This is a genomic window from Neoalteromonas facilis (assembly GCF_002807665.1).
Taxonomy (GTDB): Bacteria; Pseudomonadota; Gammaproteobacteria; order Enterobacterales; family Alteromonadaceae; genus Alteromonas_E; species Alteromonas_E facilis.
In genome coordinates this window covers 592,509-618,772 of the sequence record NZ_PEAY01000004.1, presented here as the reverse complement: position 1 = coordinate 618,772, position 26,264 = coordinate 592,509, and the positions used below count along the sequence as shown (strand labels likewise).

At 45.0% G+C, this 26,264-nt stretch carries 25 protein-coding genes and 1 other RNA gene; 11 read left to right on the top strand and 15 right to left on the bottom strand.

The window, feature by feature from the left end; translation table 11 throughout:
• Positions 1 to 32 precede the first annotated feature (32 nt).
• From CSH93_RS14270 to tkt, 4 genes are all read right to left on the bottom strand, one after another.
• Positions 33 to 932: a fructose bisphosphate aldolase gene (locus tag CSH93_RS14270; RefSeq protein ID WP_100643921.1), complete on the bottom strand. Its 900-nt coding sequence runs from the start codon at positions 930 to 932 to the stop codon at positions 33 to 35.
• 83 nt (positions 933 to 1,015) lie between these two features.
• The gene (locus CSH93_RS14265; RefSeq protein WP_100644021.1) at positions 1,016 to 2,173 is read right to left on the bottom strand and encodes a phosphoglycerate kinase; all 1,158 of its coding nucleotides are present in this window, start codon (positions 2,171 to 2,173) and stop codon (positions 1,016 to 1,018) included.
• Positions 2,174 to 2,220: 47 nt separating this feature from the next.
• Positions 2,221 to 3,234 carry an erythrose-4-phosphate dehydrogenase gene (gene epd / locus CSH93_RS14260; protein WP_100644020.1) on the bottom strand — a complete coding sequence of 338 codons (1,014 nt, stop codon included), beginning with the start codon at positions 3,232 to 3,234 and terminating at the stop codon, positions 2,221 to 2,223.
• Positions 3,235 to 3,256: 22 nt separating this feature from the next.
• Complete coding sequence (gene tkt, locus CSH93_RS14255) at positions 3,257 to 5,263, bottom strand: transketolase (RefSeq protein ID WP_100644019.1); 2,007 nt, start codon at positions 5,261 to 5,263, stop codon at positions 3,257 to 3,259.
• Positions 5,264 to 5,561: 298 nt separating this feature from the next.
• On the opposite strand from tkt, the gene metK reads away from it, so the two are divergent.
• A complete protein-coding gene (gene metK / locus CSH93_RS14250) occupies positions 5,562 to 6,719 on the top strand; it encodes a methionine adenosyltransferase (protein ID WP_100643920.1) in 1,158 nt (385 codons plus the stop codon).
• A 49-nt stretch (positions 6,720 to 6,768) separates the two neighbouring features.
• On the opposite strand, the gene CSH93_RS14245 is transcribed toward metK, so the two are convergent.
• On the bottom strand, positions 6,769 to 7,116 hold the full coding sequence (locus CSH93_RS14245; RefSeq protein WP_100643919.1) for a hypothetical protein: 348 nt from the start codon (positions 7,114 to 7,116) through the stop codon (positions 6,769 to 6,771).
• A 92-nt stretch (positions 7,117 to 7,208) separates the two neighbouring features.
• Positions 7,209 to 7,958, bottom strand: coding sequence for a hypothetical protein (locus tag CSH93_RS14240; protein WP_100643918.1), 750 nt, complete (start codon positions 7,956 to 7,958; stop codon positions 7,209 to 7,211).
• Between the two features lie 160 nt (positions 7,959 to 8,118).
• Between CSH93_RS14240 and CSH93_RS14235 the strand changes: the two genes are divergently transcribed.
• From CSH93_RS14235 to CSH93_RS14220, 4 genes are all read left to right on the top strand, one after another.
• Entirely contained in the window at positions 8,119 to 9,288 is a 1,170-nt protein-coding gene (locus CSH93_RS14235) for a sensor histidine kinase (RefSeq protein WP_100643917.1), read from the top strand.
• Positions 9,263 to 9,916: a response regulator gene (locus tag CSH93_RS14230; RefSeq protein WP_100643916.1), complete on the top strand. Its 654-nt coding sequence runs from the start codon at positions 9,263 to 9,265 to the stop codon at positions 9,914 to 9,916. Before CSH93_RS14235 ends, CSH93_RS14230 begins: the two co-directional genes overlap by 26 nt.
• Positions 9,917 to 10,010: 94 nt before the next feature.
• Positions 10,011 to 11,567, top strand: a complete 1,557-nt coding sequence (locus CSH93_RS14225) for a sensor histidine kinase (protein ID WP_100643915.1) — start codon at positions 10,011 to 10,013, stop codon at positions 11,565 to 11,567.
• Entirely contained in the window at positions 11,564 to 12,250 is a 687-nt protein-coding gene (locus CSH93_RS14220; RefSeq protein ID WP_100643914.1) for a response regulator transcription factor, read from the top strand. The genes CSH93_RS14225 and CSH93_RS14220 overlap by 4 nt, the downstream gene beginning before the upstream one ends.
• Before the next feature lie 2 nt (positions 12,251 to 12,252).
• Here CSH93_RS14220 and CSH93_RS14215 read toward each other — a convergent pair whose 3' ends face one another.
• The 3 genes from CSH93_RS14215 to rnpB all read right to left on the bottom strand — a co-directional run bounded on the left by CSH93_RS14215 (position 12,253) and on the right by rnpB (position 14,424).
• Positions 12,253 to 13,110 carry a delta-class carbonic anhydrase gene (locus tag CSH93_RS14215; RefSeq protein WP_100643913.1) on the bottom strand — a complete coding sequence of 286 codons (858 nt, stop codon included), beginning with the start codon at positions 13,108 to 13,110 and terminating at the stop codon, positions 12,253 to 12,255.
• A 355-nt stretch (positions 13,111 to 13,465) separates the two neighbouring features.
• The gene (locus CSH93_RS14210) at positions 13,466 to 13,957 is read right to left on the bottom strand and encodes a 3'-5' exonuclease family protein (protein ID WP_240615606.1); all 492 of its coding nucleotides are present in this window, start codon (positions 13,955 to 13,957) and stop codon (positions 13,466 to 13,468) included.
• A 103-nt stretch (positions 13,958 to 14,060) separates the two neighbouring features.
• Positions 14,061 to 14,424: RNase P RNA component class A (gene rnpB / locus CSH93_RS14205), an RNA gene on the bottom strand.
• 127 nt (positions 14,425 to 14,551) lie between these two features.
• Between rnpB and CSH93_RS14200 the strand changes: the two genes are divergently transcribed.
• The gene (locus tag CSH93_RS14200; protein WP_100643911.1) at positions 14,552 to 15,397 is read left to right on the top strand and encodes a cation diffusion facilitator family transporter; all 846 of its coding nucleotides are present in this window, start codon (positions 14,552 to 14,554) and stop codon (positions 15,395 to 15,397) included.
• Here the strand turns inward: CSH93_RS14200 and CSH93_RS14195 are convergent.
• The 3 genes from CSH93_RS14195 to CSH93_RS14185 form a co-directional block, all read right to left on the bottom strand.
• Positions 15,394 to 15,612 carry a hypothetical protein gene (locus CSH93_RS14195; RefSeq protein ID WP_100643910.1) on the bottom strand — a complete coding sequence of 73 codons (219 nt, stop codon included), beginning with the start codon at positions 15,610 to 15,612 and terminating at the stop codon, positions 15,394 to 15,396. The two genes, CSH93_RS14200 and CSH93_RS14195, sit on opposite strands and share 4 nt — an antisense overlap.
• 44 nt (positions 15,613 to 15,656) lie before the next feature.
• A complete protein-coding gene (locus CSH93_RS14190) occupies positions 15,657 to 15,896 on the bottom strand; it encodes a class IIb bacteriocin, lactobin A/cerein 7B family (protein WP_124748982.1) in 240 nt (79 codons plus the stop codon).
• A 262-nt stretch (positions 15,897 to 16,158) separates the two neighbouring features.
• On the bottom strand, positions 16,159 to 17,229 hold the full coding sequence (locus CSH93_RS14185; RefSeq protein WP_100643908.1) for a helix-turn-helix domain-containing protein: 1,071 nt from the start codon (positions 17,227 to 17,229) through the stop codon (positions 16,159 to 16,161).
• Positions 17,230 to 17,346: 117 nt separating this feature from the next.
• Here CSH93_RS14185 and CSH93_RS14180 point away from each other — a divergent pair, with 117 nt between their 5' ends.
• Positions 17,347 to 18,879 (top strand): S41 family peptidase, encoded by a 1,533-nt coding sequence (locus CSH93_RS14180; protein WP_100643907.1) that lies wholly within the window; start codon positions 17,347 to 17,349, stop codon positions 18,877 to 18,879.
• A gap of 53 nt (positions 18,880 to 18,932) precedes the next feature.
• Entirely contained in the window at positions 18,933 to 19,781 is an 849-nt protein-coding gene (locus CSH93_RS14175; protein WP_100643906.1) for a pepsin/retropepsin-like aspartic protease family protein, read from the top strand.
• Between the two features lie 251 nt (positions 19,782 to 20,032).
• Here the strand turns inward: CSH93_RS14175 and CSH93_RS14170 are convergent, their stop codons facing one another.
• The gene (locus CSH93_RS14170; RefSeq protein ID WP_100643905.1) at positions 20,033 to 20,755 is read right to left on the bottom strand and encodes a YebC/PmpR family DNA-binding transcriptional regulator; all 723 of its coding nucleotides are present in this window, start codon (positions 20,753 to 20,755) and stop codon (positions 20,033 to 20,035) included.
• Between the two features lie 81 nt (positions 20,756 to 20,836).
• Positions 20,837 to 21,934, bottom strand: coding sequence for a cell division protein ZapE (zapE, locus tag CSH93_RS14165; protein ID WP_100643904.1), 1,098 nt, complete (start codon positions 21,932 to 21,934; stop codon positions 20,837 to 20,839).
• A 180-nt stretch (positions 21,935 to 22,114) separates the two neighbouring features.
• On the opposite strand from zapE, the gene CSH93_RS14160 reads away from it, so the two are divergent.
• The 3 genes from CSH93_RS14160 (at position 22,115) to CSH93_RS14150 (ending at position 25,230) form a co-directional block, all read left to right on the top strand.
• Positions 22,115 to 22,555, top strand: coding sequence for a ZapG family protein (locus CSH93_RS14160; RefSeq protein WP_100643903.1), 441 nt, complete (start codon positions 22,115 to 22,117; stop codon positions 22,553 to 22,555).
• Between the two features lie 69 nt (positions 22,556 to 22,624).
• Positions 22,625 to 23,989 carry a DegQ family serine endoprotease gene (locus CSH93_RS14155; RefSeq protein WP_100643902.1) on the top strand — a complete coding sequence of 455 codons (1,365 nt, stop codon included), beginning with the start codon at positions 22,625 to 22,627 and terminating at the stop codon, positions 23,987 to 23,989.
• Between the two features lie 164 nt (positions 23,990 to 24,153).
• Positions 24,154 to 25,230: a trypsin-like peptidase domain-containing protein gene (locus CSH93_RS14150; RefSeq protein WP_100643901.1), complete on the top strand. Its 1,077-nt coding sequence runs from the start codon at positions 24,154 to 24,156 to the stop codon at positions 25,228 to 25,230.
• On the opposite strand, the gene CSH93_RS14145 is transcribed toward CSH93_RS14150, so the two are convergent.
• Positions 25,227 to 26,201 carry a phosphotransferase gene (locus CSH93_RS14145; protein WP_100643900.1) on the bottom strand — a complete coding sequence of 325 codons (975 nt, stop codon included), beginning with the start codon at positions 26,199 to 26,201 and terminating at the stop codon, positions 25,227 to 25,229. The two genes, CSH93_RS14150 and CSH93_RS14145, sit on opposite strands and share 4 nt — an antisense overlap.
• Positions 26,202 to 26,264 lie beyond the last annotated feature (63 nt).

Below are 26,264 nucleotides of genomic sequence, written 5' to 3'. Positions count from 1 at the left end.
GGCTCCTCTTTATAAGTTTGTGCATTCAGCGCTTAGCTCTTAGAGGCTTGGTAAATACTTTCAATTGTTGCATCTAAAGTCGCATTGAATTCATCATCAGACTGACCGAAAGACACTCCTTCAGTCAACGCTCTTGAAAACGATGCGATCATGCCATTGTTTTCACTCAAGCGTAGATTAGCTTCTTCACGTGAATAACCACCAGACAAGGCAACCACTTTCAATACATTCGGATGTTCAACCAACTCTCGATAGAAGTTAGGCTCTTCTGGCAAAGTCAGCTTCAGCATAACCAATTGATCAGCCGTTAGTGCATTCAATTGAGCCATCAATTCGGTTTTGAGCAAAGCTTCTGCGCGTGCCTTTTGTGGACTGTTAATATCCACCTCAGGCTCGATGATAGGTACTAAGCCAGCCGCAATGATTTGCTTACCAATCTCAAATTGTTGCTCAACCACAGCCTTAACACCTTCGGCATTTGCCATCTTAATCACTGAGCGCATCTTAGTACCGAAAATATCCTGCGCATTCGCTTTAGCAAGTAACTCATCGAGTCCCGGCATAGGTTTCATAACTTGTACGCCGTTCTCTTCGTCAGCTAAACCTTTGTCTACTTTTAAGAAAGGAACAACCTGTTTGTCTTGCCACAAATAATGCGATGAAGGTTTACCTTCGATACTGCGATCAAGTGTGTTTTCAAACAAGATGGCGCCTAGCACGCGCTCGCCGTTGAATGCTGGACTGGTGACTATGCGTGTGCGCATGGCGTGCACAGCTGCAAACATTTCGTCGTCGTTACTGTATGCATCTTCATCAACGCCATAAAGTTTAAGTGCTTTTGGGGTACTACCACCGCTTTGATCCAATGCAGCAATAAAGCCTGATTGACTCTTCACTTTTTCCAGCATTGCCAATTGTGCTTCAGATGCCATATGACTACTCCTTTTGTATTGCCCTTTGGGCGTGTAGGGTAAAAGATTACAACCTTATTATTTTTATTATGTTGTGTAGTTTATCAGTATTTTTCCGCTAAAACTGCTACCGCAGGCAGAGTTTTACCTTCTAAAAATTCTAAAAATGCGCCACCGCCAGTGGAAATGTAAGACACATCGTCAGCAATGCCATACTTATCAACTGCTGCAAGGGTATCGCCGCCCCCCGCAATCGAAAATGCTGAACTGTTTGCTATAGCGTGCGCTAGCGCTTTTGTGCCGTCTCCAAATTGATCAAATTCGAAGACGCCAACCGGGCCATTCCAAACAATAGTGCCGGCGTTTTTGAGGATTTCAGCTAACGCTTCTGCTGATTTTGGTCCAATATCGAATACCATGTCATCTGCACCAATTTCATCAACAGATTTTGTGGTTGCTTCTGCGCTTTCTGAAAACTCTGTTCCCGTCACAACGTCTACCGGCACAGGAATGTATCCGCCGCGCTGTTCTGCTTGCTGCATCAAACGGTTGGCTTCGTCGACTAAATCCATTTCAACTAACGACTTACCAATGGCGTGGCCTTGTGCCGCGATAAATGTATTCGCAATGCCGCCACCCACAATCAATTGATCGACTTTATCCGCCAAAGATTCTAATACCGTAAGCTTCGTTGAAACCTTAGAGCCACCTACAATAGCCACCAGCGGACGCTTAGGATTTTCAAGCGCTTTACCCAAAGCATCTAGCTCTGCTGACAACAGTGGGCCAGCACAAGCATCTTTAGCAAATTTAGCAACGCCATGAGTAGAAGCTTGTGCTCTATGTGCAGTGCCAAAAGCATCCATTACAAACACATCACACAATGCGGCATATTGTTGTGCCAATGCATCGTCATCCTTCTTTTCACCTGGATTAAAGCGAACATTTTCAAGCACAACCACTTCACCCGGCGATACCTCTACACCTGACAAATAGTCTTTGGCTAAACGTACATTGACGGATAATGCGTTATTTAAATAGTTCACTACCGGTGCTAACGAAAAAGCGTCATCGGCTTCACCTTCCGTTGGGCGCCCTAAGTGAGACATCACCATTACTGCCGCCCCTGCATCCAGTGCCTTTTGGATTGTCGGCAATGAAGCACGAATACGTGCATCAGAGGTTACTTCGCCATTTTTAACCGGCACATTAAGATCTTGTCTGATCAATACTCGTTTAGCGGACAAATCAAAATCATCCATTGTTTTAATTGTGCTGAATGCTTGAGTCACGGTTAGGCTCCTACGATTTAATCGTCTGCAGCGTGCATGGCGAGGGCGGTATCGAGCATACGATTCGCAAATCCCCACTCATTGTCACACCAGACTAAGGTTTTAATGAGGTGTTTGTGGCTTACTCGTGTTTGAGTGCCATCCACAATGCACGAATGTGCATCATGGTTAAAATCACAAGAAACCAACGGTTCCTCGGTATAACTAAGAATATTTTCAAGCGCACCACTGCATGCGGCTTGTATAGCAGCATTGACTCGCTGAATATCGACATCATTGGCAACGGTAACGCTCAAATCCATAGCGGTTACGTTAATTGTGGGCACACGCACAGCAATCGCTTCGAATTTGCCAGCAAATGCAGGCAAAATACGCTCTATGCCCGCAGCTAATCGGGTGTCGACAGGAATAATTGATTGGGACGCCGCACGAGTTCTGCGCAGATCAGGATGATAAGCATCTATCACTTGTTGATCATGCATCGAAGAATGTATGGTGGTGATCGTGCCGCTTTCTACCCCAAACGCGTTATCCAGCGTTTGGATAACAGGCACTATACAATTCGTGGTGCAGCTACCGTTTGAAACCAGCTTATGCTCGGCACGCAGTTCATCATGATTAACCCCATAAATAATGGTCGCATCGAGATCCGGTGTACCAGGCTGTGACAATAACACCTTTTTCGCGCCAGCTTCTAAGTGAAGCGCTATTTGTTCGCGGGAGTTAAATTCACCAGAACATTCAAGCACGATATCAACACCCAAATCCCCCCAAGGCAGTTGACTCGGATCGGCTTGATGAAACAATCGAATGCGATCATTCGCGACCAATAAATCACCATTGTCACGTTCGACGTTAAAGGCGAAACGACCATGCGAAGTATCATATTTGAGTAAATGTGCGATGCCTTCAGGGGCTGCCAACTCATTGATGGCAACCACCTTCACTTGGTCGGTTAGCCCTGCCTCATATAGCGCACGCAATACGTTTCGGCCTATACGACCGAATCCGTTAATGGCTATGCGCAACAGAGGCATTGGCGAAGCTACGCTATTAGGCATCTAATGCCATTGCCGCAGCAACTATTGCCTCTACGGTAATATTGAAGTGTTGGTATAGATCAGCTGCTGGGGCTGATTCACCAAAGGATTCCATACCAATGATGGCACCGTTAAAACCAACATATTTATACCAGCTATCTTTACTCAACGCTTCAACCGCAACGCGACGCGTCACTGACGCAGGCAACACGCTTTCGCGGTATTCGCTGCTCTGCTGATCGAAAACATCCGTAGAAGGCATCGATACTACGCGCACCGCATGACCTTTTTCGCTTAATGCTGCAGCAGCATCCACGGCAAGTTGCACTTCAGAGCCCGTCGCAATCAGAATAATATCCGGTGTGCCATTTGTATCTTGCAAGATATATCCACCGCGGCTTATTGCCTCCACCTGCTGTGCAGTTCTATCTTGTTGAAGCATGCCTTGACGGCTAAAGATCAAACTTGTTGGGCCATCTGTACGTTCAATTGCAGATTTCCACGCAACTGCAGATTCGACCTGATCACAGGGGCGCCAGTTGTTTAAATTTGGCGTTGAACGTAGTGCAACGAGTTGCTCTACAGGTTGGTGCGTAGGTCCATCTTCCCCCAGACCAATCGAGTCGTGGGTATAAACGAAGATTGCCGGCTGTTTCATAATGGCCGCCATGCGCACTGCGTTACGCGCATATTCCATAAACATCAAGAATGTTGCGCCATAAGGCTTAAAGCCTCCATGCAATGCAATACCATTCATAATGGCAGACATCGCGAACTCGCGTACGCCGTAATAAATGTAGTTGCCCGATGCGTCATCCGAAGTGAGAGGCTGGCTACCTTTCCAAATCGTCAGATTTGATCCCGCTAAGTCAGCAGAGCCACCCATAAATTCAGGTAATATCGGACCAAATGCGTTTAAACAATTTTGCGATGACTTACGTGTTGCGTCGTTGGTAGGGTTTGCTTGTAATTCAGCAATATAAGTATTGGCCTTATCTGCCCAATCTGACGGCAATTCACCTGCTTGTCGACGAGCAAACTCTGCGGCTAACTCGGGATATTGTTGCGTGTAAGCATCAAACAACGCATTCCATTCTGCTTCTGCCACCTGACCTTTCTCAAGCGCACTCCAACCCGCGTAAATAGCTTCGGGCACTTCAAATGGCCCGTATTGCCAACCTAACGCTTCTCGCGTTAACGCAATTTCATCATCACCGAGTGGTGCACCGTGACATGATTCGGTACCTTGCTTATTCGGTGAACCAAATCCAATCACTGTCTTACAACAGATTAACGTTGGTTGAGACGTGTTGGCTTGTGCCTGTGCAATCGCATCGGCAACTTGCGCTGGATCGTGACCATCAACATTCTCAATCACCTGCCAGCCATAAGAACGGAAACGTCCAGGTGTGTCGTCAGTAAACCAACCTTCAACTTCGCCATCGATGGAAATGCCGTTGTCATCCCAAAACGCGATTAATTTGTTTAAGCCAAGCGTACCGGCAAGAGAACATGCCTCATGAGAAATACCTTCCATCAAACAACCGTCACCCATAAACACGTATGTGAAATGGTCAACAATGTCAAAATCAGGTTTATTGAACTGAGCAGCTAGAGCCTTTTCAGCAATAGCCATACCGACAGCATTGGTGATGCCCTGACCTAAAGGTCCGGTTGTCGTTTCAACGCCCGGAGCGTATCCATACTCTGGATGTCCTGGCGTTTTGCTGTGTAATTGACGGAACTGCTTCAGATCATCGATAGACAGGTCATAACCGCTTAGGTGCAACAATGAATATAACAGCATTGAACCGTGGCCATTGGACAATACAAAGCGATCGCGATTCGCCCAATCTGGGTTTGCTGGATTATGAGATAGCACGTCTCCCCATAAAACTTGTGCTATATCAGCCATTCCCATTGGTGCGCCAGGGTGGCCTGATTTAGCTTTTTGTACCGCATCCATACTAAGCGCTCGGATAGCATTTGCGAGTTCGCGTCTAGAAGGGGTATTTGACATGTCATCTCCTGATTGATCTTTTTCCAGCATTTATGCGTTCTGGATTGCTTGCAGTGTCGCGTATTGAGGTCGGGTATTCTCACTCAGAGCGGGGTTCAGTTCAACGGCTTTCGCATTCAATTTTGGCGCATGTGACCGTTAACAAAGCCTTACGCAAAATTTTGCAAGAAACTGTCAAGTTAAGTTAACAAATAGACATTTAGACGTCTAGAAGTAAAGACTGGTAATTTTACGAAATAACGCTAGACTATGCACATTAATCTCAACGACCTATGAGTCTGTATTAGGGGAAGCCGAGATGGCAAAACATTTATTCACGTCTGAGTCGGTGTCTGAAGGACATCCAGACAAAATTGCGGATCAAATTTCTGATGCCGTGTTAGATGCAATCTTAAAACAAGATCCACACGCGCGTGTTGCCTGTGAGACTTTCGTCAAAACCGGCATGGTGCTTGTTGGCGGTGAAGTAACAACGTCAGCATGGGTCGATATTGAAGAACTCACGCGTGAAACCGTACGCAATATTGGTTACACCCATTCTGACATGGGGTTTGATGCCGACTCATGTGCTGTGCTCAACGCCATTGGTAAACAGTCACCCGACATCAATCAAGGTGTTGACCGTGCACGCCCTGAAGACCAAGGCGCAGGCGACCAAGGTTTGATGTTTGGCTACGCCAGTGACGAAACTGATGTATTGATGCCAGCTCCCATCACTTACTCTCATCGCTTAGTACAAAAACAAGCTGAGCTGCGTAAATCAGGCGAGTTACCATGGCTTCGCCCGGACGCTAAGTCTCAGGTCACTTTTGTGTATGAAGATGATAAGCCTGTAGGCATTGACGCCGTGGTGTTATCAACACAGCATTGCGACTCTGTTTCCACTGAAGAGCTACGTGAAGCGGTTTTAGAGCGCATTATTAAGCCAGTATTACCAGAACAGTGGTTGAATAAAGATACACAGTTCCACATTAATCCAACCGGACGTTTTGTGATCGGTGGCCCTATGGGAGATTGTGGTTTAACCGGACGTAAGATTATCGTGGATACCTATGGTGGTATGGCGCGACATGGCGGCGGCGCATTTTCTGGAAAAGATCCATCAAAAGTCGATCGCAGTGCAGCTTATGCTGGGCGTTATGTGGCGAAGAATATCGTTGCTGCAGGGTTAGCCAAACGTTGTGAAATCCAGGTCTCGTACGCAATTGGCGTCGCCGAGCCTACTTCAATTAATATTGATACATTCGGCACTGGTGTGATTTCAGATTTAGCCCTAACTCAACTCGTGCGTGAATATTTTGATTTACGCCCATATGGCTTGATCAAGATGCTCGACCTAGAACGTCCTATCTACCAACCGACAGCTGCTTACGGTCACTTTGGCCGTGATGCGTTCCCTTGGGAAAAGACGGATAAAGCTGACGCGTTAAAGGCTGCTGCGTCTAAATTAGCGTAAGTTGAGTGCATTATATGCTGTGGCTCTCATGTGTGGCAGCCGCAGCATATTAAATTTTAGGCTCTTTGTAGAAGGCCTTATCCGCATAATTCATATATACAAGCACACCTTGACGAACCATTCGATAATACAGCCGCTGCTCAACGTAGCATCCTGCTGCGATATAAAGAGGAAATAGTGCACAGAACAACAATACATTTCCGCTACTGAGCCACAACACTAAACCACCGACAATTAGAGCTACTATTTGCGGTAATGCCATAAAGCGCCACAAATACCCAAGCTTTCCGAACAAGCGAAACATATACAAGCGCCCGACTTGAATAGCATTGCGTTGGAAGCGTTCACTGAAGTGCTCAATGCCCTTTATCTTATTGACCAGATGAATTGAACGCACGCTTATTGTCCCTGATGAGTATGGTAAAGATATTCACTAACAAGCGTAGTGCAAAAACCCTTTGGATAAACCTGTACCAAAGAGCTGTTCGACTATGCCGCGTCCAGTGTTTTACAAATGCCCAATCGTTTGGCGTAACGTCGAGTGATCACATTTGCTGCTATACCACCGATAACGCCAGGCGCAATCCAAAATGCTATTTGCCATTGCCCCATTTCAGCAAAAAATACGCGACCACCGAAAGCAATAAACGCAGTATAAGCACCAATACCCGAGCCTATCATTGCGCCGATATGTTCCAACACCCATTGATGCTTTTTAACCTCATCACGGGTACTGTAGCGAATTAAACTAATCGAAAGAAACACCCCTAACACGCCAAACACGGTATGCAAGTGACGCCCCAAGGCTACGCCAGTAGCAAGGCAGGCAATGCCTCCCAACAATAAAGCCCACAAAGGAAAAATATAAGACCAATGACGCAATGGTTGACGTGCTTGTTTTACTCGCAATACTGCTAGTCCATGACGTGTCGTCACAAAGGAAAGCAAACTTAAATACAATAAAAATGCCCAAAAGATCCGAATATTTTCAATGACCTGAGCAGGGTTATTGCTCGCCACGATCATGTTACCTTTGATAGCCATTGGCAGCGCGATTACCATAATTGCCATCAATGCTCCCGACCCCGCTACCGCGTACATAGCACTTGCATAGTAACGACCATAGGTAGTGTGATTCAGCTGTCCCTTTTTACTCAGCATTGGGATCCAAAACAGCACTAATGCGCCGGCTCCAGACAGAATATGAATAACGAAAAGAATAGAATGTAAACTCGACATATTGATGCCCTCTCTGTGATATTGAGCAGCAGTCTACAAGTGCCTTGTTTACAGCCATAGTGCCAAAAGTCACAACAGCAATCGTGACTTTTGGCCTATTGGGTTATCGCTATAAAGCAGGCATACTCTGTTGAATTCCTGAAAAAACCAATGCGGATAAATGGCTAAAGCGTTACTCCTTTCTAAAAGCTATGAATGGCTTGCGGCCTTTTTTACCTGGTTACTTGTGGCATGTACAAGCCTGTACTTCATGTATCAAAGTGATCGCTTTTCTCTGCCAGATACTGGATTTGCTGCATTGCTTTACCTAACATTTTTTATCCTGTGGGCGTGTGCTGTACGAGATAAACCCTACCAGCATGAGCCTAACACCCGCTTTATGTTTTTGCTGCTACAGGTCATCGTAGTCTGCACGCTTTATTTTATTGTACCTTTCACCTACAACGCCATTTTGATGGTGCTGGCTAGTTCCATATTGCCTCACCTAACGACCTTGCATCGCTCGCTTTTCATTTCTTTGTTGTTATCAACTCCCCTGTGGCTGATCTACCAGTGGTATTGGCAGCAAGATGGCATGCTGATCACCGCTGCCCTATTTTGGACTTTTAACCTCTTTGCAATCGTTATTATCAATGCAATGCTTAACGCCACTCGCACGCAAGAAGCGCTCGGGCATAAGAACCGCGAATTGCTGGCAACCCAGTCACTATTAACAGAAGCGACTAAACAATCTGAGCGTACGCGCATCGCTAGAGATATACATGATCTTCTCGGGCATCACCTTACGGCCATGACGATTAAGCTACAAGTCGCCAGTCGGTTAAGCGAAGGGGAAGCCAAACAGCAAATTGATGAATGTTATGGACTAGCCAAATTATTGTTAAGTGACGTGCGCGAAGCCGTCAGTGAAATCAGGGAAAAGTCAGCTTTGGATATTCGCGATGCCATTACGACAATGCAGCACAGCACGCCCGAGTTAAAAGTGCACAGTCACATCGATTCCGACGTTCAAATCGATGACGTTAATCAGGCTGAGGTTATTATCAGAACGATTCAAGAGACGATAACCAATACTCTCAAACATGCGGGGGCTCGACGAATCGATATTAATTTAACCTCCGACGGACGTAACATTATGCTATCCATAATCGATGATGGCGCGTCATCACATAAACGCTCAGATGCTATACATGAAGGCAACGGCTTGACAGGAATTCGAGAGCGAGCAGCACAGATTGGGGCTGACGTGATGTTTGAACAAACTGACAAAGGCTTTAAAACCGTTTTAACCTGGGGTGGCGACAGTGCAATACAACGTTCTGCTAGTTGATGATCAAGCTCTAGTTAGGAGCGGCATTTGCAGTCTACTTAGCCTATCGGATTGTGTTTGTGTAGTCGGTGAATGTGCCGATGGCGAGGAGGCTTTGGCATGGATAGCAGAGTCACCCGATATCAACGTCGACATTGTATTAATGGATATTCGCATGCCTCGTCTCGATGGCATTGCCACTTTGCATGAAATGAATGCAAAGAATATTACGCTTCCGGTTTTGATGTTAACCACATTTGATGATCATGCCCTCATCCTCAATGCGGTCCAAGCCGGCGCTAAAGGCTATCTGTTAAAAGACGTTTCGCTAGAAACACTGATCCAGGCCATAAAGGATGTTGTTGATGGCAAAACCTACATTCAGCCAGCCATAACCGAACGTTTACTGTCGGGTCTGCCGTCTACAACACCTTCACAAGAAACAACTACTCTGGTTGAAGCGTTAAGTGAGAAAGAACGCGAAATATTACGCTTGATGGCCGCGGGATGCAGCAATCGAGAAATCGCACACAGCATTCACAAATCGGAGGGTACGGTTAAGAACCAAGTGTCGAGCATTTTAGCCAAATTAGGTGTCCGCGATCGCACCCGCGCAGTACTAAAGAGTATAGAGCTCGGCATCATTTGATGTGATGCGACGATGTGCAAAGTGACTTTCTATGGTCTTTTCCACTATAAAAACCGTATACTGCGACTGATTTTTCAATCCAGAAAGTGGCATTGTGTATAAACGAAAACTGTTTTATTTCGGCCTTACCACGGCTTTCATTTTATTAGTCGCACTGACTTGCACAGCGGTGTCTGCCCACCTGACGCGAGAAAACCTCAAACAGAGTACTACTGCGCAAACATTGCTAACTGAACACCAACAGTTGTCGAGTATTTCTTATCGGTTATTTAAACAATTAACCGATGGCGTGATTTTCGGCCAGCAAGCAAATCAGGCAAACGTTCGAAAAAAGCGCTCTTTGATTGAGCAATCACTGACCAATATACGGCGCTTGGAATTACAGCAGCGCCAAGCACTCGGTGTTGAGGTCACGCAAGGTAGCGTTGAAGATACCGATGAATTGGCACAAATCATTGACGACATCATCTTTCAGTTTGGTCAAATTGTCAGCTCCGAAGATCTCGCGCCTTTGAGCCAGCAAGAGCAGTTACGCTCACTGCTAGAAGTCACCATTGATAATGAATTTAGAGAAGCGATTAACGCGGCAGTTTCACGCCAAAGTCGCGTGGTCGCCGCTATTAACTCTCGTATTGATACGCTTAACACCGCCATGGTGTGGTTCACTATTGGATTAGGCGCTCTGGCTATTCCGTTAATCATCTATGGCTGCTATTGGTTGTTTAATCAGCTTTATCAACCGTTGATCATATTTCGTGAAGCAACGAATAACATTGCTTCAGGGTTATATAAACGCCCTATTTCAGTGAAGCTAGATGATGAATTTGAAACCTTAGCAAATGCCATCAACGATTTGGCTGAACGTCTACACAAACATCAATCTGAAGTATCACAAGCCAAAAAACAATTGGAGTTTGAGGTTGAACAACGCACGCGAGAGCTCACATCCGCAAACCAACAACTGACCAAAATAGATTCACGTCGCCGCCAGTTTATCGCCGATGTTTCGCATGAGTTGCGCACGCCCCTTACCATAATCAGGGGTGAGGCCCAGGTTACATTGCGTTTAACCTCTGCATCTGAAGCCGATTACAAGGAAACGTTAAGCGCCATTTTGGAGCAAGCCGTCAACTTGAGCCGGTTAGTTGACGATTTACTATTGCTCACTCGCGCTGAAATGAATCAACTGAATCTGAATAAAGAAAACGCGGATGTTGAAGATCTGGTCCAAGTAGAAGTCGACAAGTGGCAACGGCTACACCCCGATAGAAATATCACCATGACCAATCAACTTGAAACAAAAGACGTTCAAGTGGCCGTTGATAAACCGCGTATAACACAGGCATTGTCGATTCTACTAGATAATGCCATTAAATATTCATCGTCACAGTCTGCGATAGATGTTGTCGTTTCACAGCAACAACACGATGTATCCATTAGCGTAAATGATCAGGGCGAAGGTATTTCGGCAGCCGAAATAGAGAATATTTTTGAACGATTTGTGCGCTTTTCGAAGCATGATGATGGGCTTGGTTTAGGGCTACCTATCGCGAAAGCGATCATTGAGGCACACGGTGGACATATTCACGTAACTTCAGAAAAAGGTGAGGGCTCGTCTTTCACCATTACCTTAACGCAGGATTTGTCATGAGTATTCTAGTCGCAGATGATGAACAACCGCTTTTGCGCTTCATTGCCAAGGGACTTCGAGCGGAAGGCTATGAATGCGTAACGGTGAATGAATACGATGAAATATTAGAGCAGATTGCTAACACGCATCCCACGGTTGTGGTACTGGATAGACTGTTTGGAAACCGCGATAGCGTTGAATTACTCACCGATATTAAAGCGCTTTCACCGGCACCTATGGTTTTGATGTTGACGGCATTGGATGAAGTCAGTGAGAGAGTTAAAGGGCTGCAAGAAGGGGCTGATGACTACCTGTGCAAACCCTTCGATTTTGATGAACTGCTAGCGCGTATTGAAGCCTTGTACCGGCGATCAAACATCGACTCAGGGGCTGACGCCAACGTGGTGGCGCTGGGTACACTGACAATCAATCTAAATGAACGTCTGGCTCACCTGAAAGGTATAGAGCTTCACCTCACAAAACTTGAGTTTGATTTACTTTATTACCTTGTACAAAACACCGGTAAAGTACTGTCCAGGGAGAGAATACTCACACGTGTGTGGCAAGCGTATTCCGATCCTCAAACGAACATCATTGATGTGTATATCAGTAAGTTAAGAAAAAAGCTGGATAGTGAAAACAATATCACTATCCAAACTTTACGTGGGAATGGCTATCGGTTGAATTTCGACAGCCATGGTTAGGATCAGTTGATTGGAGACAATAAGTCTGGATTCACCACGAGATTACGTACGCCATGAGCATGGTCTTCGTTAAACTCATTGTCTTTACACCATGCGTCTACTGAATTGATATCCAAAACGGCGACTTCTGGGCGCATACTCCAACTAACTTGTAACGGTGAACCTTGCTCATTGTATGAAGGTCCTGTAGTCGAGCCCAAGTATTCTATAGGTTTACCGGTGTTGCTTGGAATATTAGGAGCCTGTGCGTACCCATTGACACTCGCCACCTTGGCGAGCTGTTTAAAATCAAGCGCAGATGCATCATTTGCCAATACAAACACTTGCCCTTCAACACGTAACCCAGGGTTCATCGTATTGTCTGCTAAACATGAACCCAGCGTAGGTCCAGGAGATACTTGTGCCGAACTGAACACCCAGTGAACTTCGATGGTATCACCCGATTGCAATGGGTCACCTTTGGCTCCACACACGTTTACCGAAACAGGCTTCATTTGTGCATCAGTTAATGTGCCGTTGTAAACGAATCCAGTATTTTTTCCTTTGCCATCACCATTCCCGGCATATGTGGTGAATTCACCGCCTTTGTGTTCAGCATTTTTATGGAAGTGGATGTTACATAAGTTCATTTCACTGCGGTTTGGCGCAAAACCAAATGCACGCAAGTTAGTACCATACGCTTGGTCAATATCACGCGGTGATTGAGGTCCAAAGCCTTTTCCTTGTGTATTTTTTGCTAATGCTGCGCGTTGTTGTTCAATCACATTATCAGCTACGTCTTTCGCATTTACTGTGCCAGCTAATCCGCCAGCAACAATGAGTGCAAGTGCAGTACAACTAGTCCGAGACGAAACATTCATTCTATAAAGCCCTCGTTATATTGATCGAGCCTATGCTCTTCAATCAAGTGAAATCAGAACAAACAGGTCAGGGTCACGTACCCAAGAATTAGTGCAAAAATACTCTGCGAACTTCACAGCCAAAACGCTGTGGCCTGTTTGAGATTTGTAAAACGAAGAGATGATAGGAATGAAGTCTTAAAAAGACTTTAGCCAAACATTAAAAAAACATTAAAAATGAAAGAAGCGCAAAGCGATTAACAATCTCTTGTTATGGCTCGCGTTATGGCTAGCCTCATGGCTCGCCTGCGAAAAACAATTGCAGTAAGGCAATCAATACGACATTTGAGCGCTAGCTGATAGCCGTCTCACCCAATCACTGTGCTAGGTCGGATGCCAAAACGCGAGTAATTGTTTGTTGGATAATCATTGCATCAACACTTGCCCGATGCCGAGAGCCACCTAACTCGGAACTGACATCAGATTTCACGCTATCCCATCGTAAAATGTGTGACTCCTTAAGCAGAGACTCAAGTGGACTTAACCTGAATGTCATCTCGCAGCGAGCAGCTGCGTATAGTTTTATTAGCCATGGATTATCAACAACCCACCCGTCACTAAACAGCGTGCGTTGCCCAACAAAAGCATTGATTTGCAAACAGACATCCAGGCCATTTTTACCGAAGTGCAGTAATTCATCTCGATTGATGCCATGCAATTCCGCCGCAGTTTCGCTCCAATGTTGCCACTCAGGAAATGGTTTGATTAGACGACAAAAACGCGCGCCATCCTCGCGCACTATGCCGATTTCTATGGGGTAACTGTCGGGGCCAAAACCACTGGCTTCAATATCAATGATGGAAGGCACTGAGCAACCGAAACGAATTTTTATTCACTCAGCATAGCCCTGGTAATCAAATTAATAAATAGGTATTTAGGACTAGTCCGTTACAGGATATGTCAAAGTAGAAAATGTGAGCCAGCCGATAAGCCGGGTTCTGTTCGTTATTGCTAACGTGACAATCATTCATCTAGGCCAACAATCGCTCGTTGGCTCAAGCAACCTACCCGATCCCTTTGCGGGCCACAAATTGGGATCCTATTTGGTCTTGCTCCGGGTGGAGTTTACCTCGCCACAAACTGTTACCAGTCGCGCGGTGCGCTCTTACCGCACCCTTTCACCCTTACCGGCATACGAATATGCTTAGGCGGTCTTCTCTCTGCTGCACTTGTCGTCGGCTTTCGCCGCCCAGACGTTATCTGGCACCCTGCCCTTTGGAGCCCGGACTTTCCTCCCTTTTACCGAAGTAAAACAGCGATTGTCTGGCTGGCTCGGGCGCTAGTATACCGTCGAATAGAGGGAACACCTAATGCAAAAATGCAGGTTGTGTTATCGTCGAGTTTAGTCCTATAGTGGTTAGCGGTAGAACAGTGGACAATAATTGCTTAAGGCGTTGAAAATATGCAGGTTAAACATGTCCTGATCATCGAGGGCAGTATCAATTTACTGATTATGGCGCTCAAGTTGGTAGTGGGCTTGATGACGCACTCCACCGCAATTTTGGCGGATGCGTTCCATTCATTGACCGACGTTGGTAATAATATCGTCGCTTGGTTTGCCCAACAGCAAAGTGAACAACCTGCTGATAAATCACACCCCTACGGACATCAAAAATTTGTGCCATTGGCGATTTTTTTTCTCGCCACACTATTGTCTGTGGTTGCAGTTGAAATTGTAATCACGGCAGTCGAGCGTTTTGGAGAGCCTGTCAATAATAGTTCCACAGGGTTGGTGATTCTAATCGGGGCGCTTGTTGCCAACATCTTGTTAACCACTTGGGAACATCATTGGGCCAAGCGATTAAATTCCGATCTACTGCATGCCGATGCCAGTCATACGCTAAGCGATGTATTGTCCTCTATTACCATTATTGCCGGCTGGCAACTTGCTGCAATGGGATGGTATTGGTTAGATACGTTGTTTGCGATTTGTATGGCCGTTATTATCTTATTTTTGGCCTATCGCCTGTTTAAAAAGTCCATTCCAATCCTAGTTGATGGTACTCATATTGATCACAATCTAGTACGCAAAACAATCGGCGACCTTGAAGGCGTAAAGGAAATTCGAAAAGTACGTACTCGTTTTGATGGTCAACAACACATTGGTGACATTACGGTCGCAACGCCTAGCTCGTTATCGCTGACACAAACTCATGAATTAGCCGATCAAATTGAAGCAGTTCTCGCTAAAGAGTTTGGTATTACTGATGCTGTTGTGCATATTGAGCCCAAGGAAAACAAAAATTAATCTTTCTTCATTCGAGAAAATACCGCTAGCCTTTTGCCCACCTCGGTGAACAATGCAACCACCAGCAAAATAACAACGCCAATAATAGCTATTTCAGTACCTTCACCGATGTCTGTAAATATTGATAGAGTCACGCGCGAAACTACCACAATGACACATATCATAACCAAGACGTATATCAGCAACAGCACGCTTGCTTTTAAATTTCGTAACATATCAACTCCCAGCCGAGTATGAGAGGGGCCTAAGCCCCTAAACCTCATTCATCAGATGACCCCGTCGTTCTCTCAGACATCTTGTCACCCACTTTACTTCCGGCATAACCAAGTCCACCAGCTACGGCACCAAGAGCCATTGACACAAAGCCACCTCTCATGCCGCCAATCGCGCCGGCAACAACTGACGCGCCAAAACCTGCCGCACTGAAATCACCCCAGCAATGCTCGGCACAACCACCAGAAACACTTTCCAATTCTTCATTTGATAACGTATTCATCATTAAGGTCCTTTTTAAGATTTGCCTTCATTGGCGTCATCAGATTACGTGTCTTGCGGTGCTGTTACAGCTGTACCTGAGGTTAGTTTATCGGATAACTGAGTCGCGACATTTTGTTGCAACAGAACAAAACCCACAAAAAGCTCCTGTAGAGGGGGTTAAGAGCGCGTAGTAGGCTCCTGTGAACAAACTGCAATCGTTATTTAATATGGGTGAATGTAGTGGTCAATATACTGGGAGGTGAATGACGGAATTCACAATCAAGCTAGGTATTGGACTCCTTGAATTCACTTGGTGTCATCCCTTCTTGTAATTTAAATGCTCGGTTAAAGTTTGATTTGGTTGAAAATCCACATTGGTAGGCGATGTCTAAAATAGTTTGCTCGGTATCAGAAATAAGTAATTGCTTAACTTCCTCAATGCGAAATTGATTCACATATTCAGAAAAACTTTTCTGATATCGTTGATTGATGAACGCCGAGACATTTCTTGGGGAAACACCCAGTTTTTTGGCGAGACTCTGCAAATTAAATAATGGTTGTAAGTAAGGCTTATCGTTACTCATCAGCCGCTCTAGTTCGTTTTCTAGTAGCGCCGTCACAGCAGGGTCTATTTGGTATTCATTATTCGATTTCTTACCGTCTGTTAGCACTTCCAAATCCGACGCAGTGATACCGTGGAAACGTTTGTCTTTCGTCAGTTCGGTGAGCGCCAGCGTTACAATAGATGCTGATAACAATAAGAACAGGGACACTTGAGATAAACCAATTAAGAATTCATTTTGTGTGATCACATAAAGTGCAACCGTGCCCATATTACTCAGCAAAATGACAGCATTTATAAATAACGCCACTTTGATCCCTGTCAGTGCGATAGCATCATCCAGCGATTGGGTAAGGTCTATGGTGGCGATATATTTCTTGTAAATAGCTGCAGCTGCGATGAGATAGATAGCCATGCTCAGAAAAGTTAACCCCGCCGCAACAAGAAAATGAACGGAGGTGAAACCATCTAAAACTGTAATGAGTGGCGCTGGTAGCAGGTGGATCGCATCTTTTAGAGCCAAACGCTTTTCATCGAATACAGATGTTCTAACGTAAAGGTATACCAAAGGCCCATACAACAAACTAATCCCTTTAGTTATCGACAAAACAAAACTGAAAGGTTCATAGGCTAGAGCCAAATTAGCCACCATGTGAAGCGTAAACACGGCCAAAAGAAATAAAAAGATACGTGTTGAGTTAGTGATAACCTCCGAGAATCTCATTAGAAAAATACAAAAAACGATATTTTGTAAGATGATAGTCAGCTGTATGCCAGCGGTGATATCAGACATTCATTCTCCAGGTCCAAAATCGTGATTTAGTACGTCCTAAATAAGCATTTAGGTCTCATGCCCATAGGGCTCCAGATACACTTGGTTACCACTTAGCTTCTATTAACTGGACCAAGCATGAACCCACGTGAAAAATACGGCTTCAAGGCTGCGTTTTGTGCGCTCTTTGTTTTGCTCTCTGCCACTATTTTTGCTGATGATAAACACCATAACACAGCATCAAATATTGAGACTAAACGCATCGAGAGTATATTCAATAACTATTTTTTCAAGCCAAGCATTTTACAAAATGGGCAATTAAATTCGGTCTTAAAAAAGCAGCATCAGATCGTAACAGAGCATAACGACATTAGCGTTACGTTAAAGGCATTAAATTCGCTTTGGTCATCATCCGGTATTTCTCATATCGCATTTAATCAGTCACATCGCAGTGCCCAACAAATATACCAACATGTAAATCAAATGAACGTCGGGGCCAGTGCAAGTCAGCTAACATTCGATGATGACTTCGCTAGGTTAAACATAAAAACAATGATGGGGCGTGATAACGAACAACAGGTCGCCCAATTTATGGAAGACATCATTGCGCGCGACGTTACCAATCTAGTCATTGACTTACGTGGTAATGAAGGGGGTGCCATGGTGGTGAAATCACTCTTATCGTATTTTGTCGATAAAGCTACCGTTATTGGAGGCTTTGCCACTCGCGCTTGGTACCAAGAGCATGATGCAGAACCCACTCACACGGACATCATGAATGCGACACCTTTTCGTGGCGACACTCTACTTGAGTTTTGGGCGGCACTAGATTCCCATCCAATTATCAACTTAACCATAGAACCTTCAGGCAGCTTATATTCGGGTAGTGTATATATCCTGGTTGATAGCAATACCAAAAGTGCTGCTGAACTATCTGTGGCTGGACTAGCCATGATTAATAACGCCGAGATCATTGGTGAAAAGACGGCTGGAGAGCTCTTATCACAAAAGATGTTTGATATTGCACCGGGTATTCAAGTGTCTTTGCCAATTGCCAATTACATTTCGCTCAATAAAGGGCAAATAGAAGGGAACGGACTTATTCCCGATCATGAGGTCGCGAGCGACCTCGCATTAGACAAAGCGAAACAGCTTATCCAACTCCCTGAGCCTAAACGACCTGCGGCTTCAGTCAAACCTCATACGATGATGGCGCAACTGAGTGTACTTGAAGGCAACTGGAATATGACCACAAAAATGTCAAGTGACAAAGGAAAGACGTGGCAGATAATCTCAACGCTTCCCGTTACTGTCGCTCGCCAACACAAAGAACTGCTGCTTACTGAGCAACCCACTGAAACAGCTACTGATAGTTTTAATATGTTGTCATACCTCAGTTATGACCAATATCGCGATGTATTCCGGAAAGCGGCAATAGATGACATTTGGGGCGTCATGGACCTTTACGAAGGGCGGATTGTAGAAGACACATTGGTCATGACAAACCTCAACAGTGGAACCTTTTTTCCTATCTCGAAAGGAGTATGGAGAGCATTCCGACTTAGCATAGAACTAAAAGCCCAACATCGAAAAATGATAATTGATGCCAGTGATGATCACGGCGCCAGTTGGTTTCCTGCCTTTATCGTTGAATATGAAAAGGTGAACTAAGGATTTCCTCACCTTAAAAATAAAAATCTACTGCAAAAAATAAGGAAAAATAAATGAAGTTAATTATCTTTGCATTTTTACTGTTAGTCACCAGTCAAACTTTGTTTGCTGATAACACTTCGAGGATTGAACTGCCCATAGGTAGCTTTGGTGGTCGACCGACCATCGACATCAGCCTCAATAACTCAGAGCCGTTCAGCGTCATCATAGATACTGGGCTTGGTGGAGCTGAACTTATGTTATCCAGTGACAAAGCAAAACAGTTAAAGCTCCCCGAGACAGGTGTTAATGAAATGAACAATCTAGGTGGTGGACAAACCTTGGAAATCACTCAGCACGCTGCTGAACAAGTGATGGTTGGCGATGCAACGTTCAATTTCAACCGGATCAGTAGCCACATTATGACGATGTTCACATCGCCCGATGCGCCAGAGGGTGTATTAAGTGCCTGGGCACTGTCTCCCGGTGTGATCACAGTGGATCTGATGCGACAAGTTATCTCAATCGACAAAGAACATGAGTTGAAAGACGGTTCAGAAAATACCTTAGAACTGAATACTCAGGACTCTTTACCGTCATTTAAAATCCTAATTAATGAGCAGGAATATGACGCACATATCGATACAGGTTCTCCTATCGGTCTATCTTTACCGCTCAACTTGAAGTCATCATTTGACTATGTTGAAGAACCTAAAGTGATTGGCAAAGCTCGTATCCCAGGACATGAGATTGATATTTGGGAAGGAAGAATAGCGGGAAGTGTCGAGTTAGGGAGTATCGTCTTTGAAAATCCCGTGGTTAAATTTTTAGCGCCGCTGCGCTGGGTAAACATTGGGGCAGAAATTATTAAAAATCATCCTGTATCAATTGATATGGAAAATGGTTATATCCAATTTAACTAACTCGTCATGTAATCATCTCTCACTGATGTTAAAGATGGGGAAGCGCAAAGTCCCCATCGCACTGTTGTGTGCAGAGAGCTCAATCAGCGTGTTCAGTGTTATTCGATTGGAAATAAAAAAGCCTTGAGGTTTCCCACAAGGCTTATGTCTTTCATGCTTGCATTGCAAATTATGCTCGCACGCTGTGTTAAACAACTTAATTCTAATAAAACTCAGTGAAAGTCGTTAAACAATCCAATTACCGTAAAGGCTTATTCAGGCAATACCGCGTTGTGATATACATCCTGAACATCATCGCAATCATTTAGCATGCCCATAAACTTCTCAAATACAGGCACATCTTCTTCACTGATATCAACATTGGTTTGAGGTACGAATGTGATTTCTTCAGTGTCAAACGTAATATCTGGATTTGCTTCTGTTAGTGCAGTTTTCACTTTGTAGAACTCAGTATGCGGCGCAAATACAGTAATTTTGCCTTCTTCCTGTTCTACGTCTGTGACATCAACATCAGCTTCCATCAAAACCTCTAAGATGGCGTCTTCGTCGTCACCATCAAACTGGAAAATAGCTTGATGATCAAACATATGCGCCACAGAGTTTTGTGCGCCAAGGTTTGATTTAGTCTTAGTAAAACAGTTACGTACATCGGTAATTGTGCGGTTTGCATTGTCACTTAAACAATCCACAATCACCATACAGTTACCCGGCCCAAAACCTTCATAACGCATCGGTACGAAATCTTCACCTGCACCACCTGCCGCTTTATCAATCGCTTTTTCAATAACGTGGCTGGGGACTTGGTCTTTTTTGGCTTTATCCATTAAACGACGTAACGCTAGGTTAGCGTCTGGATCGGTTCCGCCATTCTTGGCGCAAACATAAATTTCTTTACCGTATTTTGAATAGACCTTGGTCTTTGCCCCGGCTGTTTTTGCCATGGCATTTTTTCTAACTTCGAATGCTCTTCCCATTGTGCTCTCTTAAATCTTAACTGACGGGCAATTTTGTGCCGTGGATTTTACCTATTTTCACGCCCAGATAACACCCACCTATTAGGGTAAATGTTGTTTACTCAGATATTCGTGTGACTGCATTTCCTGTAATCGGCTCAAACAACGTTTAAATTCGAAGTTTAAGCGGCCCTCACTGTACAACTCTTCCATGGGTACTGACGCTGAAATAATCAACTTCACGTGGCGCTCGTAAAACTCATCTACCATGGCAATAAATCGACGAGCGACATCATCATTGTCTTGTCCCATTTGGGTGACATTAGCCAATAGCACCGTGTGGTAAATACGGCTTATTTCAATGTAATCGGTTTGACTACGCGGGCCATCACACAATGCTTCAAATTCAACCATTACCACGCCATCTGCGTCTCTCAACACCGAAATCTTGCGTCCTTCAATCGCTATTTGACAGTTTTCCTGCCCTACATCGGGTGCAAGTTGAGTAAAATAATGATGCAAATTCTCCGTCGCTTTTTTATCCAACGGATAATGATAGATTTCAGCCTGTTCGAGGGTGCGCAATCGATAGTCAACACCACTATCGACGTTAATCACCCGCGTATTCTGATTAATCAAATCTATGGCTGGCAGGAAGCGCGCACGTTGCAAACCATTGCGATACAACTCGTCCGGGATAATATTTGAGGTAGCCACCAACACAATGCCATGGCCAAACAGGTATTCAAATAACTTACCCAAAATCATGGCATCGGTAATATCAGATACAAAAAACTCGTCAAAACAAATGACCTTCGCTTCTTTAGCCAAGTCGGCGGCAATGATTTTCAACGGATCACTTTGCCCTGCCAATGGTTTTAACGCCTGATGCACACGGTGCATGAACCGGTGAAAGTGAATGCGCAATTTCTTCTCGAATGGTAAACAATCGTAAAACGTATCAACCAAATACGTTTTACCGCGCCCTACACCACCCCAAAAATACAAGCCTTGGATAGACGGTTTGGTCATCCCTTTACCGAAAGTTGCTTTGATTTTAACTCGCCACGTCAGTTTTTTCTTTGGTTGGGTCAGCTCGTCATACAAACGCTGCAGCTCATTAACCGCCATTTCCTGAGCGGGATCGTAATGAAAATCGGGCTTTTCTAAGTCCTGTTTATATTTTTCGATTGGCGTCATCGTATTGAATACTACCTTTTGGCGTCGCTTCCGCTTGAAACTTGTTACTCACTCCCCAATATGGGAAATAACCGATAAAGGATAAATGATACTAATGAATCTGCGCAAATGCGATGATGCTTTGGTATAGTTTAAGAAAGAACATTAAAACAGTTTGCCCATAGCACTAGTGGAGTACCCATGGAAATTGCAATTTCAATTGGATTGGTTTTAGTCGGCGCTGTCGTTGGCTTTTTTGTTGCGCGCTTTATGTACGCCCAACAAGGTAGCGAACAAGCAGCCAAAGCGGCAGAAAAAAGCGTAAAAGCAGTCATGGTCCAGCAGGCCGAACACCACGTTTTTCAAGCGCGACAAACCTTGCAGGGCTTAAAGCACCAAATTGATGTGTTAGAAGAACAAATTGGTGATTATGAAACGCAAATTCAACCCGAAGAAAGTACTGAGGGTATGCCCAAAATGACATTCTTTGGCGAACAGGCAACCGCTATGTTGAGAAACTCTCAACGTCAGCGCAAAAATGCAGCCAAAGCGAGCTCTGATGAGCAACCTCGTGATTTTGCCAGTACAGGCTCATCTGGGCTATTCGTCGACAATAAGCGACAAACAAACGCGCCAGATTAAGTTTCACTGAACTTATCTTTAACTCAATAGTCATTGTAGCGAATAACAAAAATAGGAGTATCAACCTTAATGAGCAAACAATTACGGTCGTTGGTAGTTATTTTTAGTATTGCAGCAGTGTCAGTGTTTGCGAGTAGTCCCGCACTGTCAGCATTACCTTTTTTCAGTAGTGACAAGGACGAAGTACCTTCGTTAGCTCCGATGTTGGAAGGCGTAACCCCGGGGGTTGTAAGTATTGCAGTCGAGGGCACTCAAACGGCTCGTCAACAGGTGCCGGAAATGTTCCGATACTTTTTTGGTGGTCCGAATGAACAGGTGCAAGAGCGTCCTTTCAGAGGCCTTGGTTCAGGGGTCATTATTGATGCTGAAAAAGGTTATGTGGTCACAAACAACCACGTGGTCGAAAATGCCGATAACATTACGGTAATGTTGACCGATGGGCGCGAATTAGAGGCGAAAAAGCTGGGTGCTGATCCACAAAGTGATATCGCATTATTACAGATTGAAAGTAAAGATTTGGTCGCGATCCCACTTGCTGATTCTGACAAATTGCGAGTAGGTGACTTCGCCGTTGCAATAGGTAACCCATTTGGTCTTAGTCAAACAGTAACGTCGGGTATCATCAGTGCATTGGGCCGCTCTGGTCTCAACATCGGTGGGTACGAAGACTTTATTCAGACTGACGCAGCGATAAACCGCGGGAACTCAGGCGGCGCGTTGGTTAATCTGCGTGGTGAGCTGATTGGTATCAATACGGCTATTTTTGGTCCAGGCGGTGGTAACGTCGGTATCGGCTTCGCTATTCCGAGCAATATGATGAAAAGCTTGGTTGACCAAATCATCGAATTTGGTGAAGTCCGCCGCGGTCTTCTGGGTATTTTAGGCAGCAATATTGACGCTGGTCTAGCCGAAGCGATGGAATCAAAAGTCAACAAAGGTGCCTTTGTTAATGAAGTAACACCTGACTCCGCAGCCGAAAAAGCAGGCTTGCAGCCTGGGGACATCATTGTTGGTTTGAATGGTCGAGCACTGCACTCGTTTGAAGAGCTGCGTGCTAAAGTTGCCAGCTTAGGCGCAGGTACTGAAATTGACTTAACCATTATTCGTCAAGGCGAAGAAATGATTAAGAAAGTAGTGCTTGGTGATGCTGGTGCAAGCGTGGCCAGTGCAAGAGATATTCATCCTGCTCTGGAAGGTGCAACACTTGCCAATGGACAAGACAACAGCGGTAATCGCGGTGTCGAAGTCAGTGAGCTAGAAGCGCGCAGCCCGGCTGCTCGTATTGGCTTACAACAAGATGACGTGATCATCGGTGTCAATCGCCAACGCGTAACAACAATCGTTGAGTTTTCTTCAGCGATTGAAAGTGCCAGTGGCGTAATTGCACTGAACGTGCGACGTGGCAACTCAACCCTCTATCTAGTTATCCGATAGACACCTGAATAAAATCGCAGAAAAAGGGGCAACCATCGTGTTGCCCTTTTTTATGCACAGATAACCTTCGGCTTTAGCTGTTATTTCAAGCATAGTATTGCTACACTTTTGTGTCTTACGCGGCAGCACGTAATAATTAAATAAAAGAGAGTAACCTGCCCCTAATGCCATCGTTGAAAGCGTTTCTTATATTTATTAGTCGATCAGTATTCTTAGGTCTTATCGTCGCAGCACTGATGTTATTGCTGATCCCTGATCTCAGAATAGGCTCAGGCTTTTCTTCCGGTTGGCTCTCAGGCAAAACTGACACAGTACAACGGGCAACCTATTATGATGCCTTAAGTGTTTCAGCCCCCGCTGTGGTCAATATTTACAGCGAAAGCATCGAAATATCTAACAACCCCTTTAGCCAGCCGAGAACCCGAGAGCGCACCAGTCTTGGTTCCGGCGTCATCATGAGTGGCAATGGATATATCCTTACTTGCTACCATGTTGTCGAGAACGCTGACACCATTCAAGTACGCCTACAAGACAGTCGTTTGTTAGAGGCGGAAATGATCGGTTTTGATATTTATACCGACCTTGCAGTACTAAAAGTCAATGCTGACAATCTCCATGTGATCCCTCAATTGGAAGATCCCAAAACCCGCGTTGGTGACGTCGTAATGGCGATTGGTAATCCTTATGATCTTGGCCAAACCATAACGCAAGGGATTGTCAGTAGAACGGGCCGATATGGGCTTGCAAATTACGTTGACTTTATCCAAACCGATGCGGTACTGAATCAAGGCAATTCTGGTGGTGCGCTGGTTGATAGCAATGGCTTTTTAGTCGGCATTACCAATGCGAGCTTCCTTGTGCGTGACAATCGTCGTCGTATTCGCAGTGTTGATGGCGTCAATTTCGCGGTTCCCTATGAACTTGCCAAACGTGTGATGAACGAGATCGTAGATAATGGCAAAGTCACACGCGGTGAACTCGGCTTTGCTGGTAATGAAGTCCCTAACCGCCCTGGAATAGTAGTTAACGGTATTAGACCCGGCAGCCCAGCCGAATCCGGCGGATTACAGGTGAACGATATTATCGTGGCTGTTGATGGTATTGAAGTGGAAAGCGCATCAAAAGTGCTGGATCGGATCGCTGAAACAGCGCCGGGTACTATCATGCAATTGGAAGTGGTTAGGGATAACGAGCGGCTGAATATTCAAGTGGTCGTAGGCGAACTCGCCATTCCAAACTAATCCAGTAGCGCTAACGCCTGCTTAACTTGCTCTTGCGAATATGCAGTTAACTTTTTGTGCGACGGTGACCAGCCCAACAAAAAGCGTTCGAAATCCGCCCAAGCAAAAGGCACTAAATGGCGCCATTCCTTTTCAACCTCTGTCGCAACAGCTTCGCCATGTAATTTCGCAATACGAGGCAATAAACAAGCAAAGTATTCATCAATTAGGTCATTGGCGCGTACAGCAAGTGATTGATTGTCTAGCACACTGCCGAGCAAATACACCACATCTTGGATGCCACACCCTAGCCCTGTGTATTGGAAATCGACTGCGGCACAAGTGTTCCAATCAGCACTGAAACAAAAATTAGCCACCTTAGCGTCACCATGCAAAAGCGTTTTCAAGCGGCAGTGAGCGAGGCGTTTATCAATATCTGCAGCATGAGTCTTAAGCGGCCCATCAGGCATTGCATTCCACTCATCCTGACGCGTGGCTAAATACCAGTATGTCCCTCTCGGTGACAAACCTACACCTTTTACGTTTAAGAACGTCGAATGGAAGTTGGCCAACCATTGCAGCGCGCTGTGCAATGCCGATAGATTGTCGCCTAAACTGCGCTTATAGAATCCACTCGCATCTAAATCCTGCATTAAAATCCAACCTGCTGCCATGTCACCCGAAATCGCGATAGGCCGAGCAACAAGACTTTCATCAGTAAGGCACTGTGTATAGTGAGCGTAAAAGTGACGCTCATTTTGGTATGAGGTTAATTTTCGTTGATGTGAAGTTGTAGTATTCCAGCCTCGCGGATGTACTGCGGATCCGGGCGGGCTGATCAGTTTTGCAATAACCGTTGTCCCTGTTTCTTCACTACGAAAGCGTGCGATTTCACCATAGCCACTCCACAATGACTGCAAGACTTCTACTTTCACAAAGTGCTGATCAGGATAGGTGCTTTTTAACGCCGTTTGAATAGCATTGTAATTCATAAAAATGACAGCCGAGTGTGGTTATTCAACAGGTTGCTTGACAATAACTTGCATAATGCGTGA

Excerpts from the sequence above, each read along its gene's own strand:
- CSH93_RS14150 (WP_100643901.1), top strand. The coding sequence starts at position 24,154 with ATGCCATCGTTGAAAGCGTTTCTTATATTTATTAGTCGATCAGTATTC.
- CSH93_RS14185 (WP_100643908.1), bottom strand. The coding sequence starts at position 17,229 with ATGTCTGATATCACCGCTGGCATACAGCTGACTATCATCTTACAAAAT.
- CSH93_RS14145 (WP_100643900.1), bottom strand. The coding sequence starts at position 26,201 with ATGAATTACAATGCTATTCAAACGGCGTTAAAAAGCACCTATCCTGAT.
- CSH93_RS14180 (WP_100643907.1), top strand. The coding sequence starts at position 17,347 with ATGAACCCACGTGAAAAATACGGCTTCAAGGCTGCGTTTTGTGCGCTC.
- CSH93_RS14190 (WP_124748982.1), bottom strand. The coding sequence starts at position 15,896 with ATGATGAATACGTTATCAAATGAAGAATTGGAAAGTGTTTCTGGTGGT.
- CSH93_RS14195 (WP_100643910.1), bottom strand. The coding sequence starts at position 15,612 with ATGTTACGAAATTTAAAAGCAAGCGTGCTGTTGCTGATATACGTCTTG.
- tkt (WP_100644019.1), bottom strand. The coding sequence starts at position 5,263 with ATGTCAAATACCCCTTCTAGACGCGAACTCGCAAATGCTATCCGAGCG.
- CSH93_RS14160 (WP_100643903.1), top strand. The coding sequence starts at position 22,115 with ATGGAAATTGCAATTTCAATTGGATTGGTTTTAGTCGGCGCTGTCGTT.
- CSH93_RS14220 (WP_100643914.1), top strand. The coding sequence starts at position 11,564 with ATGAGTATTCTAGTCGCAGATGATGAACAACCGCTTTTGCGCTTCATT.
- zapE (WP_100643904.1), bottom strand. The coding sequence starts at position 21,934 with ATGACGCCAATCGAAAAATATAAACAGGACTTAGAAAAGCCCGATTTT.
- CSH93_RS14175 (WP_100643906.1), top strand. The coding sequence starts at position 18,933 with ATGAAGTTAATTATCTTTGCATTTTTACTGTTAGTCACCAGTCAAACT.
- CSH93_RS14270 (WP_100643921.1), bottom strand. The coding sequence starts at position 932 with ATGGCATCTGAAGCACAATTGGCAATGCTGGAAAAAGTGAAGAGTCAA.
- CSH93_RS14215 (WP_100643913.1), bottom strand. The coding sequence starts at position 13,110 with ATGAATGTTTCGTCTCGGACTAGTTGTACTGCACTTGCACTCATTGTT.
- CSH93_RS14155 (WP_100643902.1), top strand. The coding sequence starts at position 22,625 with ATGAGCAAACAATTACGGTCGTTGGTAGTTATTTTTAGTATTGCAGCA.
- CSH93_RS14170 (WP_100643905.1), bottom strand. The coding sequence starts at position 20,755 with ATGGGAAGAGCATTCGAAGTTAGAAAAAATGCCATGGCAAAAACAGCC.
- metK (WP_100643920.1), top strand. The coding sequence starts at position 5,562 with ATGGCAAAACATTTATTCACGTCTGAGTCGGTGTCTGAAGGACATCCA.
- CSH93_RS14200 (WP_100643911.1), top strand. The coding sequence starts at position 14,552 with ATGCAGGTTAAACATGTCCTGATCATCGAGGGCAGTATCAATTTACTG.
- CSH93_RS14265 (WP_100644021.1), bottom strand. The coding sequence starts at position 2,173 with ATGGATGATTTTGATTTGTCCGCTAAACGAGTATTGATCAGACAAGAT.
- CSH93_RS14240 (WP_100643918.1), bottom strand. The coding sequence starts at position 7,958 with ATGTCGAGTTTACATTCTATTCTTTTCGTTATTCATATTCTGTCTGGA.
- CSH93_RS14235 (WP_100643917.1), top strand. The coding sequence starts at position 8,119 with ATGGCTAAAGCGTTACTCCTTTCTAAAAGCTATGAATGGCTTGCGGCC.